General features: G+C 64.6%; 16 protein-coding genes. 11 read left to right on the top strand and 5 right to left on the bottom strand.

What is annotated here, in order from left to right; all coding sequences use genetic code 11:
• Positions 1 to 14 precede the first annotated feature (14 nt).
• The gene (gene alr, locus ACLHHB_RS06920) at positions 15 to 1031 is read right to left on the bottom strand and encodes an alanine racemase (protein WP_410217605.1); all 1017 of its coding nucleotides are present in this window, start codon (positions 1029 to 1031) and stop codon (positions 15 to 17) included.
• A 173-nt stretch (positions 1032 to 1204) separates the two neighbouring features.
• Between alr and ACLHHB_RS06915 the strand changes: the two genes are divergently transcribed.
• The 7 genes from ACLHHB_RS06915 (at position 1205) to ACLHHB_RS06885 (ending at position 6795) form a co-directional block, all read left to right on the top strand.
• On the top strand, positions 1205 to 2737 hold the full coding sequence (locus ACLHHB_RS06915; RefSeq protein ID WP_410217544.1) for an acyl-CoA carboxylase subunit beta: 1533 nt from the start codon (positions 1205 to 1207) through the stop codon (positions 2735 to 2737).
• A 205-nt stretch (positions 2738 to 2942) separates the two neighbouring features.
• The gene (locus ACLHHB_RS06910) at positions 2943 to 3098 is read left to right on the top strand and encodes a hypothetical protein (protein WP_410217543.1); all 156 of its coding nucleotides are present in this window, start codon (positions 2943 to 2945) and stop codon (positions 3096 to 3098) included.
• An 87-nt stretch (positions 3099 to 3185) separates the two neighbouring features.
• The gene (locus tag ACLHHB_RS06905; protein ID WP_410217542.1) at positions 3186 to 3614 is read left to right on the top strand and encodes a hypothetical protein; all 429 of its coding nucleotides are present in this window, start codon (positions 3186 to 3188) and stop codon (positions 3612 to 3614) included.
• Between the two features lie 127 nt (positions 3615 to 3741).
• The gene (locus tag ACLHHB_RS06900) at positions 3742 to 3984 is read left to right on the top strand and encodes a hypothetical protein (protein ID WP_410217541.1); all 243 of its coding nucleotides are present in this window, start codon (positions 3742 to 3744) and stop codon (positions 3982 to 3984) included.
• Positions 3985 to 4059: 75 nt separating this feature from the next.
• A complete protein-coding gene (locus ACLHHB_RS06895) occupies positions 4060 to 4272 on the top strand; it encodes a hypothetical protein (protein WP_410217540.1) in 213 nt (70 codons plus the stop codon).
• Positions 4273 to 4387: 115 nt separating this feature from the next.
• Positions 4388 to 6433, top strand: coding sequence for a biotin carboxylase N-terminal domain-containing protein (locus ACLHHB_RS06890; protein ID WP_410217539.1), 2046 nt, complete (start codon positions 4388 to 4390; stop codon positions 6431 to 6433).
• Entirely contained in the window at positions 6430 to 6795 is a 366-nt protein-coding gene (locus ACLHHB_RS06885; RefSeq protein ID WP_410217538.1) for a hypothetical protein, read from the top strand. Before ACLHHB_RS06890 ends, ACLHHB_RS06885 begins: the two co-directional genes overlap by 4 nt.
• A gap of 7 nt (positions 6796 to 6802) precedes the next feature.
• Here ACLHHB_RS06885 and ACLHHB_RS06880 read toward each other — a convergent pair whose 3' ends face one another.
• Complete coding sequence (locus ACLHHB_RS06880; RefSeq protein WP_410217537.1) at positions 6803 to 7216, bottom strand: DUF4174 domain-containing protein; 414 nt, start codon at positions 7214 to 7216, stop codon at positions 6803 to 6805.
• 71 nt (positions 7217 to 7287) lie between these two features.
• Here ACLHHB_RS06880 and ACLHHB_RS06875 point away from each other — a divergent pair, with 71 nt between their 5' ends.
• On the top strand, positions 7288 to 7968 hold the full coding sequence (locus ACLHHB_RS06875) for a hypothetical protein (protein WP_410217536.1): 681 nt from the start codon (positions 7288 to 7290) through the stop codon (positions 7966 to 7968).
• Here the strand turns inward: ACLHHB_RS06875 and ACLHHB_RS06870 are convergent.
• Positions 7934 to 8125: a hypothetical protein gene (locus ACLHHB_RS06870; protein WP_410217535.1), complete on the bottom strand. Its 192-nt coding sequence runs from the start codon at positions 8123 to 8125 to the stop codon at positions 7934 to 7936. The genes ACLHHB_RS06875 and ACLHHB_RS06870 overlap by 35 nt on opposite strands.
• A gap of 96 nt (positions 8126 to 8221) precedes the next feature.
• Complete coding sequence (locus ACLHHB_RS06865) at positions 8222 to 8770, bottom strand: DUF4174 domain-containing protein (RefSeq protein ID WP_410217534.1); 549 nt, start codon at positions 8768 to 8770, stop codon at positions 8222 to 8224.
• 57 nt (positions 8771 to 8827) lie between these two features.
• Between ACLHHB_RS06865 and scpA the strand changes: the two genes are divergently transcribed.
• The 3 genes from scpA (at position 8828) to ACLHHB_RS06850 (ending at position 13265) form a co-directional block, all read left to right on the top strand.
• The gene (gene scpA, locus ACLHHB_RS06860; RefSeq protein WP_410217533.1) at positions 8828 to 10960 is read left to right on the top strand and encodes a methylmalonyl-CoA mutase; all 2133 of its coding nucleotides are present in this window, start codon (positions 8828 to 8830) and stop codon (positions 10958 to 10960) included.
• Between the two features lie 101 nt (positions 10961 to 11061).
• Complete coding sequence (locus ACLHHB_RS06855; protein WP_410217532.1) at positions 11062 to 11886, top strand: glycosyl transferase; 825 nt, start codon at positions 11062 to 11064, stop codon at positions 11884 to 11886.
• A gap of 89 nt (positions 11887 to 11975) precedes the next feature.
• Entirely contained in the window at positions 11976 to 13265 is a 1290-nt protein-coding gene (locus ACLHHB_RS06850) for a homoserine dehydrogenase (RefSeq protein WP_410217531.1), read from the top strand.
• A gap of 49 nt (positions 13266 to 13314) precedes the next feature.
• Here the strand turns inward: ACLHHB_RS06850 and ACLHHB_RS06845 are convergent, their stop codons facing one another.
• Positions 13315 to 14490, bottom strand: coding sequence for an NAD(P)/FAD-dependent oxidoreductase (locus ACLHHB_RS06845; RefSeq protein ID WP_410217530.1), 1176 nt, complete (start codon positions 14488 to 14490; stop codon positions 13315 to 13317).
• Positions 14491 to 14644: the final 154 nt, after the last annotated feature.

Raw genomic sequence — 14644 nt, 5'->3', positions numbered from 1 at the left:
CGCCCGGATGAACGTCACTGATAGGTCCGCTGATAGCGCAGCCCCAAGGACGTAAGGATCTCGTATCCGATCGTACCCGCAAGGTCCGCCAGCTGGTCGATAGGCTGTTGGGGACAGATCAGGTCCAGCATATCAGGCACACTGTCCAGATCCGTGATATCGACGGTGATCAGGTCCATCGAGACACGCCCGACGATCGGACAGGCCACATCCCCGGCATAAAGCCTGGCGCCACTGCCGGAAAAGGCACGCAGGATGCCATCAGCATAGCCTGCATCGACGGTGGCGATGCGGCTGTCGCGACTGGCATGCCAGGACGCGCCATAGCCCACCATCTCGCCCGCCTTGACGGCCCGTGTCTGGATGACCCGCAGCGACAGTTGCGCCACGGGCCGCGCCTCGGCAAAGGGCATTCCGCCATAAAGTCCGATACCCGGCCGTATCAGGTCGAAATGATAGTCCGGACCCAGCAGGATGCCGCCCGTCGCGGCCAGCGAACGCGGCACGCCGCAATCGTCGGTCATGGCCCGGAACGCCGCAAGCTGCGCCGCATTTGCCGGGTGATCGGGTTCATCGGCGCAGGCCAGATGTGACATGACAAAGGACGGCCGCGCCGCCAGCGCTTCGTCGCGCAGGGCGGCCCATTCAGGCGCCTCCATGCCAAGGCGATTCATGCCGGTGTCCAGCTGGATCGCGAAAGGTTGATCGGGACGCATCGCCCGGTCGCGAAAGAATTGCCCGGGGCTGTTCAGGATCGGGATCAGGCCCGTCAGATCCTCGCCCTCCATATGGCCCGACAGCACGTTGATGCGTGCATCAGTGGGCAGATAAGGCCGGATCGCCCTACCTTCGGCCGCGAGGGCGACGAAAAAGTCGCGCACCCCGGCTGCATAAAGTGCCGGCGCCACCTGGGTCGCGCCCAGGCCATAGGCGTCGGCCTTGACAACCGCCGCTGCCTTGGCACCGGGGGCCTTGGCCGCCAGCGCCGCATGATTGGCCACAATGGCCGAAAGATCGATCTGCAAACCCATGGGCATGGCTTGCCTCTCCGTCCTGCCCGCGTCAAGAGCCTGCACATCATGGCGTTTGCAGCTTTTCAGTTTGCCGCCTTCCTTCATCAAAAGCTTTGCAAACTTCCTCGAATTTCCTTTGCTGCACCTGCATCCCGGTTTAGCGTTCCCCAAACACTGCCAGGAGGCCGGTCATGAAGGACATTCTGCAAGAGCTTGAACGGCGCCGCGACGAGGCTCGGCTGGGTGGCGGCCAGCGTCGCATCGATGCCCAGCATGCCCGCGGCAAGCTGACGGCCCGCGAACGGATCGAACTGCTGCTGGATGAGGAGAGCTTCGAGGAATTCGACATGTTCGTCGCCCATCGCTCCACCGATTTCGGAATGGAGGCGGACCGGCCTTATGGAGACGGGGTCGTGACAGGCTGGGGCACGATCAACGGGCGCATGGTTTACGTCTTTTCGCAGGATTTCACCGTCTTCGGCGGCAGCCTGTCGGAAACCCATGCCCAGAAGATCTGCAAGATCATGGACATGGCCATGCAGAACGGTGCCCCGGTCATCGGCCTCAATGATTCGGGCGGGGCGCGCATCCAGGAAGGCGTGGCCAGCCTTGCGGGTTATGCCGATGTGTTCCAGCGCAATGTCATGGCTTCGGGGGTGATCCCGCAGATCAGCGTCATCATGGGCCCCTGTGCCGGCGGCGCCGTCTATTCGCCTGCCATGACCGACTTCATCTTCATGGTGAAGGACACGTCCTACATGTTCGTGACCGGGCCCGACGTGGTCAAGACCGTCACGAACGAAGTGGTGACGGCCGAACAGCTGGGCGGTGCGTCCACCCATACCCGCAAATCGTCGGTGGCTGACGGCGCCTTCGAGGACGATGTCGAAGCGCTGAGCGAAATCAGGCGATTGTTCGACTTTCTTCCGCTGAACAACCGCGAAAAGGCACCGACGCGGCCGTTTTTCGACGACCCGGCCCGCATCGAGCCCAGCCTCGACACGCTGATCCCCGACAACCCCAATCAACCCTATGACATGAAGGAGCTGATCCGGAAGGTTTCCGATGAAGGGGATTTCTACGAGATCCAGAAGGATTTTGCCGGCAACATCATCATCGGGTTCGTTCGGATCGAAGGACAGACCGTGGGGGTCGTTGCAAACCAGCCGATGGTGCTGGCGGGCTGCCTGGACATCGACAGCAGCCGCAAGGCTGCCCGCTTTGTCCGCTTTTGCGACGCGTTCGAGATCCCGATCCTGACACTGGTGGACGTGCCGGGTTTCCTGCCCGGCACGGGGCAGGAATATGGCGGGGTGATCAAGCACGGGGCCAAACTGCTCTTTGCCTATGGCGAAGCAACGGTTCCGAAGGTCACCGTAATCACCCGCAAGGCTTATGGCGGGGCTTATGACGTCATGGCCTCCAAGCATCTGCGGGGCGATTTCAACTATGCCTGGCCCACGGCCGAGATTGCCGTCATGGGCGCCAAGGGCGCGGTCGAGATCCTGTATCGCAGCGAATTGGGTGATCCCGAGAAGATTGCCGCCCGGACGCGGGATTACGAGGAGCGGTTCGCCAATCCTTTCGTTGCCGCGGAAAAGGGTTTCATCGACGAGGTGATCCAGCCGCGCTCCACCCGCAAGCGAGTGGCGCGTGCCTTCGCCAGCTTGCGGCGCAAGCGCCTGTCGAACCCGTGGAAGAAGCACGACAACATTCCGCTGTGATAGACGAAGGGCCGCCTGCCATGCACAAACGCGTGAATGATGCAACAGCGCCACAGCCCATCATTGCTGTACCTGTTGGCCGCCTCCCCGCCTGTCTGCGGCGCGGGGCCGCGGTTATCATCGCCGCCAGGTCGGCCACCCAACAAGCCGTCCGCAACCCGAGCAGACGGGCGCAGCCGCGCCCGCTTTACAGGAGCGTATCCCCATGTCGAAGAAAATCATTCTGGGCCTCGTGCTGGTTTCCGCCTTTGCTGCCTGCCAGCGCCAGCAGCCTGCCGACGTTTATGTGCCGACCGCACCGGCAGCGCCCATGGGCAACCCGGTCACGACCGAGCCTGTTTATCAGGGCAAGTTCGGCTAAGACGAACCGTCCGACCATCGCGCGCGGGCGGTCAGCCTGCCCGTGCGCAGCAGCAGGCCCCGCGCGCCCCAGCACAAGGGCCATGCCATGCTGAAGCATCGCGGCTTTCCCGGGCGCCTGCCCGGCACAGACTTCCAGTTCACCATCCGGCGTGAGAATCGCAAGAAGGGCGCCACGCCCATCTCGCGGCGCGAGCGGTTCAAGGACCGCAAGCCTGCCGACAAGCGGGCCGATGCCGGCTTTCTGTCGGCGCTGATCAACCATTTCGGGGAAGAGCCCTTTCCCCGCGGCAATCTTGATGCCGGCCGCCTGTCTTGGCTGATCGGGCGCGAGGTCAAGCCTATCGGCGAATTCGACCCTGCCGATTACGACCAGTTGCTGCAGGTCGACATGGCCGCAGCCGAGGCTGCCTTCCCCGAGCTCTTCGTCCAGGACGCTCCGCCTGCCTTCGACTGGGACGACGAGGACGCATGGGATGACGAAGACGAGGATGATGAGGGCGGGGCACGCCGCTGATGCGCCATTTGACGCTGAACCCCTTGAAGTCACACGCATGTCAGTTTGACGCGGGGTACGGCTGTGCGATAACCGGTCCTGACCTACAACCGGCCTTCATCAGGCCCACCAAGACAGGCATACTATCATGCAGAAAACCTTCGCTCTTCGTCTCGCCGGCCTGGCGCTGGTCGCAGCCGGCCTTTCGGCCTGTGCGCCCGGCTATCAGGGCGGCGGCATCAGCCCGGACGCGCAGCGTGCCGCTGGCGGCGCCGTTGCCGGTGCCGTTGTCGCCAAGGCGCTCAACGAAGACATTGCGACCGGTGCGGCCATCGGCGCCGTGGGCGGCGCACTGTGCGATGACGCCGGCATCTGCCAGCGTCGCTACTGATCGACGCGACAGCCTTGAAACGATCCGGCAGGCGGCGCGTTGCGCTCCTGCCATTCAACGAACAGGATTGATATCATGCCCAAATTCTTTGCCATTGCCGCCCTGGTCGGTGCAACCGCCGTTGCCGGCTGCACCCAGGGCATCAACCCGACCGACACCGACCGCGCCCTTATCGGTGCCGGCGTCGGCGCGACAGCAGCATCGGTCAGCGGCGGCAACGTCGTTCGCGGTGCGGCCATCGGTGGCGCCGCAGGCGCGCTGTGCAACGACTTCCGTTTGTGCCAATGACCCGCTGACGGTTTTGTTCGGTCGCCCTTCCGGCGACCGGAAATCCGTCCATGCCGCCCGGGGTGCCTGTCGCACCCTTGGGCGGTTTTTTCATGCCTGAGGGCCGGGGGGACCCATGTTCAACAAGATCCTGATCGCCAACCGGGGCGAGATCGCCTGCCGCGTCATCAAGACGGCGCGCAAGATGGGCATCGCCACGGTCGCCGTTTATTCCGATGCCGACCGCAATGCCCTGCATGTGAAGATGGCCGACGAAGCCGTTCATATCGGTCCCCCGCCCGCCAACCAGTCCTATATCGTGATCGACAGGATCATGGACGCCATCCGCCAGACCGGCGCCGAGGCGGTCCATCCCGGCTATGGCTTCTTGTCCGAAAACATGAAATTCGCCGAGGCGCTGGAGGCCGAGGGCGTGATCTTCATCGGCCCGCCATCGGGGGCGATCGAGGCGATGGGCGACAAGATCACCTCGAAGAAGCTGGCGCAGCAGGCGGGTGTCAGCACGGTTCCGGGCCACATGGGGCTGATTGCGGATGCGGACGAAGCCGCACGCATCAGCGCCCAGATCGGCTATCCCGTCATGATCAAGGCCAGCGCAGGCGGTGGCGGCAAGGGCATGCGCATCGCTTGGAATGATGATGAAGCGCGCGAAGGCTTCCAGTCATCAAGGAGCGAGGCAGCCAACAGCTTCGGCGACGACCGCATCTTCATCGAAAAATTCGTCACGCAGCCCCGCCATATCGAGATCCAGGTCCTGGCCGACAGCCACGGCAACGCGGTCTATCTGCACGAGCGGGAATGCTCGATCCAGCGCCGCAACCAGAAGGTCATCGAGGAAGCACCCTCGCCCTTTCTTGACGAGGCGACGCGGGCCGCTATGGGACATCAGGCCGTCGCGTTGGCCAAGGCGGTCGGCTATACCAGCGCCGGCACGGTAGAATTCATCGTGGACGGCAGCCGCAACTTCTATTTCCTTGAAATGAACACCCGCCTGCAGGTCGAACATCCGGTGACCGAATTGATCACGGGCGTCGATCTGGTTGAACAGATGATCCGTGTGGCAGCCGGAGAACCGCTGCCCTTTGCCCAGTCGGACCTGACGATCAACGGCTGGGCCATGGAAAGCCGGCTGTATGCCGAGGATCCTTACCGCGGCTTTCTGCCGTCGATCGGCCGTTTGACCCGCTATCGCCCCCCGGTCGAGGTGGCGGCGGGGCCGATGCTGGCGCAGTCCAGGTGGCTGGCCCAAGGCACCCCCACCGGACCAACCGCCGTACGCAACGACACCGGCGTCTTTGAGGGCGGCGAGATCAGCATGTTCTATGACCCGATGATCGCCAAGCTGTGCACTTGGGCGCCATCACGGGGCGAAGCGATCGAAGCGATGCGGACGGCTCTTGATACATTCGAGGTCGAGGGGATCGGCCACAACCTGCCTTTCCTGTCCGCCGTCATGGATCACCCAAAGTTCGTGTCGGGCGACATCACCACGGCCTTCATTGCTGAAGAATATCCCGAAGGGTTCCAAGGCGCGACCCTGCCCGAGGACGACCTTGCGCATGTGGCTGCGGCAGCGGCCGCCATGCATCGCGTGGCCGAGATCCGGCGCGCGCGGATCAGCGGACGGCTCAGCAACCACGAACGCCATGTCGGCGAGGACTGGGTTGTCTTTGTTGCCGATCGCGAATGGCCGGTGCGGGTCGAGGCTGACCGCGACGGGGCGACGGTGCATCTGGGCGGGCGGGCGATGCGGGTGGAAAGCGATTGGCGGCCCGGCCAGTCGCTGGCCCGGCTGGAGGTGGACAACCAGCCGCTGGTCCTCAAGGTCGACAAGATCCCGGCCGGTCTGCGCCTGCGCACGCGCGGTGCCGATCTGCGGGTGCATGTGCGGCGGCCCCGGGCGGCGGAACTGGCGCGGCTGATGCCGGAAAAGCTGCCGCCGGATACATCGAGGTTCCTGCTGTGCCCGATGCCTGGCCTGGTCGTGCGGATCAACGTGGAAGCCGGAGACGAGGTGCAGGAAGGTCAGGCCTTGGCCACGGTCGAGGCGATGAAGATGGAGAATATCCTGCGCGCGGAGCGCCGTGGCGTTGTGCGGACGGTCAATGCCGCTCCGGGCGAAAGTCTGAAGGTCGATGACGTGATCCTGGAATTTGAATGATGCGCGCCCTGCCCGCCTTTGCCGTCGCCAGCCTTGTTGCCCTGTCGGGGGCGGCGGGCTTTGCGCGGCTGGTAGGCGGGGCGACCTTTGCCATGGGCCAGACGCAGGTGCCCGTGATCTATGTCGCTCCTCCGCTGATCGGGCTGGCGCTGTTCCAGCTGGTCTTCGGCCTGCTGTGCACGCGCTGGCGTGGCCTGCGGTTCTGGCTGACCGCCTTGCCAATGTCGACCATTCTTTGGGTCGGTGGGCTTTATCTTCTTCTGGAAGGGCGGATCGAGGGACGGGTCTTTCTGGGGGCCGAAGTGATGGTCCATCTGATGGCCGGCCTGATCGCCCTGCGCCTGACAAGGGTGCAGGCATGACCAAGGGTCACGAGGCCTGCTCCTTCCGCCGCATGGGCATGCTGTCGATCAGGTCCATCAGGCGGGTCGGGTCTACGGGATGGCGCTCGGACAACTTCACGGTTCCATCCTTGCCGATCAGCATGACAACGAACCCGTCCCCGACCCGGGCACGCAGAGGGGCGGCGCCCGGCCCGTCCGTCAACACGAACACGTCACGGTCTGCCAGTTCTGCGGCATGGGCCTGCAAGGCCGCCATCTGTTGGTCCACCACTTCGCCCTGGCCCAGCACCACGACCGGCCTTGCCCGCCAACGCAGATTGTCCAGCGTATCGGCCTGGATCGGCATGGGCGCCGGCATGCCGCTTCCGCCAGCACGCTCTGCCGTGGCCATAACGGGACCAAGGCCGATGATGAATGCGGTCAAAAGGGCGGGACGCATGGCAAGCCTTTCCTGGTTCCGGACTCGACGCGCAGGGTGCGGGGCAGGTTCCCGGTCTTCACGGAGATGCAATGCCGCCGCTTGACGATTATCTCAGCCCGCAACTGCAGCAGGCCGTTGTCACCGGCCTGTTCGTTGCCGTCGGCTGGATTGTCGTGGCAGGCCAGACCCGTGCACGCGACGCAGCCTTGCGCCGTGCGCGCGAGGCGGATCTTCAGCGCGCTCTGCTGGCCGAGATCAGGGCCCATGTCTTTGCGCTGGAACAGCAGGTGCCATCGCCCGAGGATACGGTGCAGCTGATCGCGCGGATCAGGTCGGGTGATTTTGTCCCGACCCTGCCCCAGCATGCAAATGACCGCATCTTTTCTGCCGTCATCGATGACATTCACATCCTGCCCGCCCCGATCATCGATCCGATCGTTCTGTATTACCGGCTGCTGTCGATCATGGGGGCGCTGGCGACCGACCTGCGCCAGATCGCCAAGGATGATGGCGAACGCGCGGCCCAGATGATGGCGGATTACCTGTCACTGATGGAGGAAACACGGGACAGCGGCATTCAGGCCATCCGCGTCATTACGGAATGCCTGCGCGGCGGTCCGGCGGCGGTGGATCGGATGCTGGATGATGATGAGGCAAGTGCCCTGGCACAGGTCGCGCAGCGCCTGCCGGGGGAACTGGCCGAAATGCGCGAAAGGCTGATCGCGCGGGGCGGCTCTAGTAGCCGATCTTGGGACCCGAAAGGCCGGTGATGGGACGCAGACCGATGGCACGCACGATCTCGTTGGCGCGGCTGATGGCGGCGGGTTTCGGTTTTGCCTCGGAGCGGCGTGGCGGTTTTGGCGGGGCCACGCTCTCGACCGTCGAAGAGAGCGATGCCGGGCGACGTTCAATACGCGAGATGGCCATGATCGAACCCTTTCAATGGGCCGGACCCTTGTCCGGATGTGCTCATGATATAGGGAACGCGCCACAAATCCACAAGTTTCCGGAACAGGACCGTTCTTACCGCAACAGGCTGCCGCGCCCGATCTCTTGTCGGCGCAGGGGCAACCGGTCGATGGCACGGCCAATTTCGCGCGCGTCCCAGGGCGATGGGCGACGGATCTTGACTTGCCCGTCCTTGTCGATCAGCACCAGGGAAAACCCGCGCGGGCGCAACTGCTGTCGCCAGGCGCTGTTGCTGTCGGGATTGCTGTCGGTCACGACCACCACATCGCGGGCTGCCAGCGCACGACCGTCGCGTCGCAGGGCCTCGATTTGTTCCAGAAAGGCCGGATCATCGGGCGTGTCGGCGAATACGACCACCGGACGGGCCGACCACAGGAACTGTGACGGCTCGACGTCTGCGGCGGACAGTACCGGGGGAGCCCCCTCCGCAAGGGGCGTCACGACCGGTTCGGTCGCATCGAGGCGCTGGGAGACCGGCGGCAGGCGGGCCGGGTTGCGCTGCGGCGTGCTGTCGCGGATGGTTTCGGGATCGGGCGGGGGCGCCTCGCGCGCCGGCCCCATGGCGGCCAGCGCCACTGCGAAAAACAGGAATTTCAAATGCATCGGCACCTCGTCATCCCTTGAATATAGGGCAGGATGGGCCGCGGGAAAGGATGGATCATGACAAAACCCACGCTTGAGGAATGGCGCGACCTGGCCCGGAGCGAGTTGAAGGGCCGCGAACCGGACAGCCTGATCTGGAACACGCTGGAAGGGATCGCGGTCAAGCCGCTTTATACCGAGGCCGATACGCAGGGTCTGGATCACCTGGGCGGCCTGCCGGGGATTGCACCCTTTACCCGCGGACCGCGCGCCACGATGTATGCCGGACGCCCCTGGACGATCCGGCAATATGCAGGCTTTTCCACGGCCGAGGAGTCAAACGCCTTTTACCGCCGCGCCCTTGCGGCGGGGCAGCAGGGTGTTTCGGTGGCCTTTGATCTGGCGACGCACCGCGGCTATGACAGCGACCACCCGCGCGTCGAGGGCGATGTGGGCAAGGCGGGCGTGGCCATCGACAGCGTCGAGGACATGAAGATCCTGTTCGACGGCATCCCCCTGGACAAGGTCAGCGTCAGCATGACCATGAACGGCGCCGTCATTCCGATCCTGGCGAACTTCATCGTGACCGGCGAAGAGCAGGGGCATTCCCGTGCCGTCCTGTCAGGAACGATCCAGAACGACATCCTGAAAGAGTTCATGGTGCGGAACACCTATATCTATCCGCCCGAGCCCTCGATGCGGATCATCGCCGACATCATCGAATATACCGCGGCCAAGATGCCGCGCTTCAACTCGATCTCGATCTCCGGCTATCACATGCAGGAGGCCGGCGCGAACCTGGTGCAGGAACTGGCCTATACCCTGGCCGACGGGCGGGAATACGTCCGCGCGGCCATCGCGGCGGGAATGGACGTGGACGCCTTTGCCGGGCGGCTGTCGTTCTTCTTTGCCATCGGCATGAACTTCTTCATGGAGATCGCCAAGCTGCGTGCGGCACGCCTCTTGTGGCACCGCATCATGTCCGAATTCGCGCCCAAGAAGCAGGGCAGCCTGATGCTGCGGACGCATTGCCAGACTTCGGGCGTCTCCTTGCAGGAACAGGATCCCTACAACAACGTCATCCGCACGGCCTATGAGGCGATGTCGGCGGCGCTGGGTGGTACGCAGTCGCTGCACACCAACGCGCTGGACGAGGCGATCGCCCTCCCCACCGACTTCAGCGCCCGCATCGCCCGCAACACGCAACTGATCCTGCAGGAAGAAACCGGCATCACCCATGTCGTCGATCCCTTGGCCGGCAGCTATTACATCGAAAGCCTGACCGCCCAACTGGCGGACGAGGCGTGGAAGCTGATCGCGGAGGTCGAGGAAATGGGCGGCATGACCAAGGCCGTGGCCAGCGGCATGCCCAAGTTGCGGATCGAAGATACCGCCGCCCGCCGCCAGGCGCTGATCGACCGGGGCGAGGACGTGATCGTCGGCGTCAACAAATACCGCAAGGACCGCGAAGACCCGATCGACATCCTGGACATCGACAACGTCAAGGTCCGCGACGGCCAGATTGCCCGGCTGGAACGCATCCGCGCCACCCGCGACGAAGCCGCCTGCACCGCCACCCTGGCCGAATTGACCCGCCGCGCCCACGAGGGCGGCAACCTGCTGGAGGCCGCGGTCGAAGCGGCCCGCGCCCGCGCAACCGTTGGAGAGATCAGCATGGCCATGGAAAAGGAATGGGGCCGCCATCGGGCCGAGGTCAGGACGCTGGCAGGCGTTTATGGCGCCGCCTATGAGGGCGACGAAGGCTTTGCAAAGATCCAGCGCGACGTCGAGGCCTTTGCCGAGGAGGAAGGCCGCCGGCCGCGAATGCTGGTCGTCAAGATGGGTCAGGATGGCCACGACCGCGGCGCCAAGGTCATTGCCACCGCCTTTGCGGATATCGGCTTTGACGTGGATGTCGGGCCGCTGTTCCAGACACCCGAGGAAGCCGCGCAGGACGCCATCGACAACGATGTGCATGTCGTCGGCATCTCCAGCCAGGCGGCGGGTCACAAGACGCTGGCGCCTAAGCTGATCGAGGCGCTGAAGGCGCAGGGTGCGGGCGACATCCTCGTCATCTGCGGCGGCGTGATCCCGCAGCAGGATTACGGTTTCCTGAAGGCCGCGGGCGTCAAGGCGATCTTTGGTCCGGGAACCAACATTCCTTCGGCCGCCGCCGACATCCTGCACCTGATCCGGCAGGCCCGGAGCTGAATGCCGTCCGTGGCAGGCGGATATACGGCCCGGCGCGAAAGCGCAGATTGCCTAAGGGACGGCAGTGTGAAACCCTTGCCGCGCACGAAGCGGGGGCAGGAATGAGCGACGGGCGCGACGGATCGGTCAAGCAGATCATCTGCATCAAATGGGGCACCAAGTTCGGCCCCGAATACGTCAACCGCCTGCACGGCATGGTGGCGCGCAACATCACGCCGCCGTTCCGGCTGTTCTGCTTTACCGATGACGGAACGGGCCTGCATCCGGACATCGCGGTGCGCCCCTTGCCGCGGTTCGACTATCAGGCGCCGGTGCGCACCATCGGCAAATGGCCCAAGTCGCGGCTGTGGGGGGACCTGGGCGATGTCACGGGTGTCGTGCTGTTCCTGGATCTGGACGTGATCGTGACGGGCGACCTGGACCCGTTCTTCACCTACGGTGATCCCGACGACACCATCCTGGGCCGCAACCCCAATACCCCGTTGGAGAAGATGGGCCAGACCTCGGTCTATCGGATGCGCGTCGGCAAGCTGGCGCCCCTGCAGGACATCTTTCGCGCCGATCCGCAGGGTGTGGCCGACACCTATCGGTTCGAACAACGCTTCGTGACCCGCAACGCGCCGGGCGGCGTCAGGTTCTGGCCGCGCGGCTGGCTGGCGCATTTCCGGTTCCACTGTGTCCCGTCCTTTCCGCTGAACTATGTGATGACGCCCCGCATCCCGCGCGGCACGCGGATCGTGATGTTTCCCGGCAGCCTGAACCCGCCTGACGCCATCCTGGGCCGCTGGGACGAGGCGGACCCGGCCCGCCCGCCCCTGGCGCATCTGCGGGCGGCCGTCACGGGCGACAGGCGCGAGCGGTTTTTCAAGCATCTGCGCCATTATGTGCGTCCGACACCATGGGTCGAGACGCTTTGGCGGGAATGAGACGACGAGGCGCCGCTGCGTCCGCATCGCGCGTTGCAACATGCCTGCAGGCAGGCTAACACCCGAAAACTCAAAGACGAGAGGAACTCATGTCGTCCCCCCTCCGCCTCGGCATCGCCGGGCTCGGCACCGTCGGGATCGGTGTCGTCAAGATCGTCCAGAAACATGCCGAACTGCTGGCCAAACGCTCCGGGCGCGAGGTCGTCGTCACGGCCGTCAGCGCACGAGACAGGATGAAGAACCGCGACGCGGACCTGTCTGCCTATCGTTGGGAATCCGATCCGATGGCCATTGCCACGGCGGAGGATGTCGATCTGTTCATCGAACTGGTTGGCGGCGACGGGGGCATCGCGCGCGACAGCATCGAGGCAGCGCTGCGCTCGGGCAAGGATGTCGTGACCGCGAACAAGGCCCTGCTGGCGATGCACGGGCAATCGCTGGCGACCTTGGCGGAAGGCCTAGGCCGCGTGATCCGCTTCGAGGCGGCGGTGGCCGGCGGCATTCCGGTCATCAAGTCGATGACGGAATCGCTGGCCGGCAACCGGATCACCCGCGTGATGGGCGTCATGAACGGCACCTGCAACTATATCCTGACACGGATGGAGAGCGCCGGCCTGCCCTATGAGGCCGTCTTCGAGGAAGCGCGGCAACTGGGCTATCTGGAGGCCGATCCGACGCTGGACGTGGGCGGGATCGACGCGGGTCACAAGCTGGCGATCCTGTCCTCGATCGCCTTCGGCACGCAGGTCAGCTTTGACGCCGTCGAGATCGAGGGGATCGAGCGGGTCAGCATCGACGACATCCGTCGCGCGGCGGACATGGGCTATCGCATCAAGCTGCTGGGCGTGGCCCAGATGACGGCACGCGGACTGGAACAGCGCATGTCGCCCTGTCTCGTGCCGGCGGACAGTCCTCTTGGCCAGCTTGTGGGCGGTACCAACATGGTGGTGATCGAGGGCGACAGCGTGGGCCAGATCGTCCTGCGCGGTGCTGGCGCGGGTGAAGGTCCCACGGCCAGTGCCGTCATGTCCGACATTGTCGAAATCGCACGCGGCGTCCGGCTGCCGGTCTTCGGGCAGCCTGCGGAGAGCCTGACGGCAGCGCAGCCGGCCCGGACTGCCGTGCCCGCAGCCTATTACATCCGCTTGGAACTTCAGGACAAGCCGGGTGCCTTGGCCAAGGTCGCGACCGTGCTGGGCGATGCGGGCATCTCGATCGACCGCATGCGCCAATACGGCCAGCACAGCCCGGCCAGCGTTCCCGTTCTTGTGGTGACACACAAGACCACGCCCGAGGCGATTGATTTCGCCATCGAGGCGCTGCCCCGCACAGGCGTACTGGTCAGCGACCCGGTCGAGCTGCGTATCGAAGAGGTCTGAACCGGGAACTTCCGTCATGACAGGCCTGTCATGACGGTTTCTCTCCGTCTCAGGCCACCCTGCCCGCCGCATCCGCCGACGCCCAGGCCCACTGAAAATTATAGCCGCCAAGCCAGCCGGTCACGTCCACGCATTCGCCGATAAAGGCAAGCCCCGGCATTCCACGCGCCTGCATCGTGCGGGCGTCCAGATCACGCGTGTCCACGCCGCCAAGGGTCACCTCGGCCGTCCGATAGCCTTCCGTGCCCACGGGCCGCAGCCGCCAGCGGTTCACCCGCGCACCAAGCGTATCCAGCCGCGCATTCGGCTGATCCGCCAGCCGGGCCTTGGTCAGCCCCGCCTCGGCGGCGACGGCCTGCGCCAGACGCTCTGGCATCAGTTGTGCCAAGGCCGTCGCCACGGCGACACGACCGTTGCTGCCCCGCGCCGACTTGAGCATGGACGCGATGTCCGTGTCGGGTGCCATGTCGATCTGCAATTCCTCGCCCGGCTGCCAAAAGCTGGAAATCTGCAGGATGACAGGCCCGCTGAGCCCTCGATGCGTGAACAGAAGCGCATCACGAAACGCCGCCCCTTTGTGGGCAATGCGCGCCTCCAGGGAAACGCCGGCCAAGGGGCGACAAAGCGCCAGGTCCTGTTCCGCAAACGTCAGGGGCACAAGTGCAGGACGAGGCTCGACCATGCGCAGCCCGAACTGCCGTGCGATATCATAGGCAAGGCCCGTCGCGCCGATCTTCGGGATCGACTTGCCACCCGTGGCGATCACCAGTTGCCCCGCACTGACGGGCCCTGCGGCAGTCTGGATCACGAAGCGGTCACCTTGGTGGGCAACAGAATCGATCGGAGTTTCCAGCCGCAGTTCCGCACCTTCCATGCGATCCAGCAGCATCTGGGTGATCTGGGTGGCCTTGCCGTCACAGAACAGCTGCCCTTGCGTCTTTTCGTGCCAAGCGATTCCCGCCCGATCCACCAGTTCCACAAAGGCGCCGGGGCTATATCGGGCCAATGCACTCGCCGCAAAGCGCGCATTGCCCGAGATGAAGCGGTCCGGTCCGGTGGCAAGGTTGGTGAAGTTGCACCGTCCTCCGCCGGAAATGCGAATCTTCTCGGCGGGTTTGGGCGCATGATCCAGCACGAGCACGCGCCTTCCCTGCGTCACGGCCGAACCTGCGCAGAACAGGCCGGCTGCTCCGGCCCCGATGATGACAATGTCCAAATGTTCCATGAGGCGGCCATATCTCCCCCGCAAAAAAGGGGCAAGATTTCTTCATTTTAAGTCTTGCACCCGTCTGCAGGCTTGGGTAATCACCCTCCACAGTTGGGGCGTGGCCAAGTGGTAAGGCATCGGTTTTTGGTACCGTGTACCGTAGGTTCGAATC

Source organism: Paracoccus sp. (in: a-proteobacteria) (assembly GCF_046462195.1).
Classification (GTDB): Bacteria; Pseudomonadota; Alphaproteobacteria; order Rhodobacterales; family Rhodobacteraceae; genus Paracoccus.
This window is presented reverse-complemented; position numbering and strand designations above follow the sequence as displayed.

Coding starts and splice junctions, on each gene's coding strand:
- ACLHHB_RS06845 (WP_410217530.1), bottom strand. CDS start 14,490: ATGGAACATTTGGACATTGTCATCATCGGGGCCGGAGCAGCCGGCCTG.
- ACLHHB_RS06895 (WP_410217540.1), top strand. CDS start 4,060: ATGCCCAAATTCTTTGCCATTGCCGCCCTGGTCGGTGCAACCGCCGTT.
- ACLHHB_RS06870 (WP_410217535.1), bottom strand. CDS start 8,125: ATGGCCATCTCGCGTATTGAACGTCGCCCGGCATCGCTCTCTTCGACG.
- ACLHHB_RS06910 (WP_410217543.1), top strand. CDS start 2,943: ATGTCGAAGAAAATCATTCTGGGCCTCGTGCTGGTTTCCGCCTTTGCT.
- ACLHHB_RS06850 (WP_410217531.1), top strand. CDS start 11,976: ATGTCGTCCCCCCTCCGCCTCGGCATCGCCGGGCTCGGCACCGTCGGG.
- ACLHHB_RS06890 (WP_410217539.1), top strand. CDS start 4,388: ATGTTCAACAAGATCCTGATCGCCAACCGGGGCGAGATCGCCTGCCGC.
- ACLHHB_RS06900 (WP_410217541.1), top strand. CDS start 3,742: ATGCAGAAAACCTTCGCTCTTCGTCTCGCCGGCCTGGCGCTGGTCGCA.
- scpA (WP_410217533.1), top strand. CDS start 8,828: ATGACAAAACCCACGCTTGAGGAATGGCGCGACCTGGCCCGGAGCGAG.
- ACLHHB_RS06885 (WP_410217538.1), top strand. CDS start 6,430: ATGATGCGCGCCCTGCCCGCCTTTGCCGTCGCCAGCCTTGTTGCCCTG.
- ACLHHB_RS06915 (WP_410217544.1), top strand. CDS start 1,205: ATGAAGGACATTCTGCAAGAGCTTGAACGGCGCCGCGACGAGGCTCGG.
- ACLHHB_RS06855 (WP_410217532.1), top strand. CDS start 11,062: ATGAGCGACGGGCGCGACGGATCGGTCAAGCAGATCATCTGCATCAAA.
- ACLHHB_RS06875 (WP_410217536.1), top strand. CDS start 7,288: ATGCCGCCGCTTGACGATTATCTCAGCCCGCAACTGCAGCAGGCCGTT.
- ACLHHB_RS06880 (WP_410217537.1), bottom strand. CDS start 7,216: ATGCGTCCCGCCCTTTTGACCGCATTCATCATCGGCCTTGGTCCCGTT.
- alr (WP_410217605.1), bottom strand. CDS start 1,031: ATGGGTTTGCAGATCGATCTTTCGGCCATTGTGGCCAATCATGCGGCG.
- ACLHHB_RS06865 (WP_410217534.1), bottom strand. CDS start 8,770: ATGCATTTGAAATTCCTGTTTTTCGCAGTGGCGCTGGCCGCCATGGGG.
- ACLHHB_RS06905 (WP_410217542.1), top strand. CDS start 3,186: ATGCTGAAGCATCGCGGCTTTCCCGGGCGCCTGCCCGGCACAGACTTC.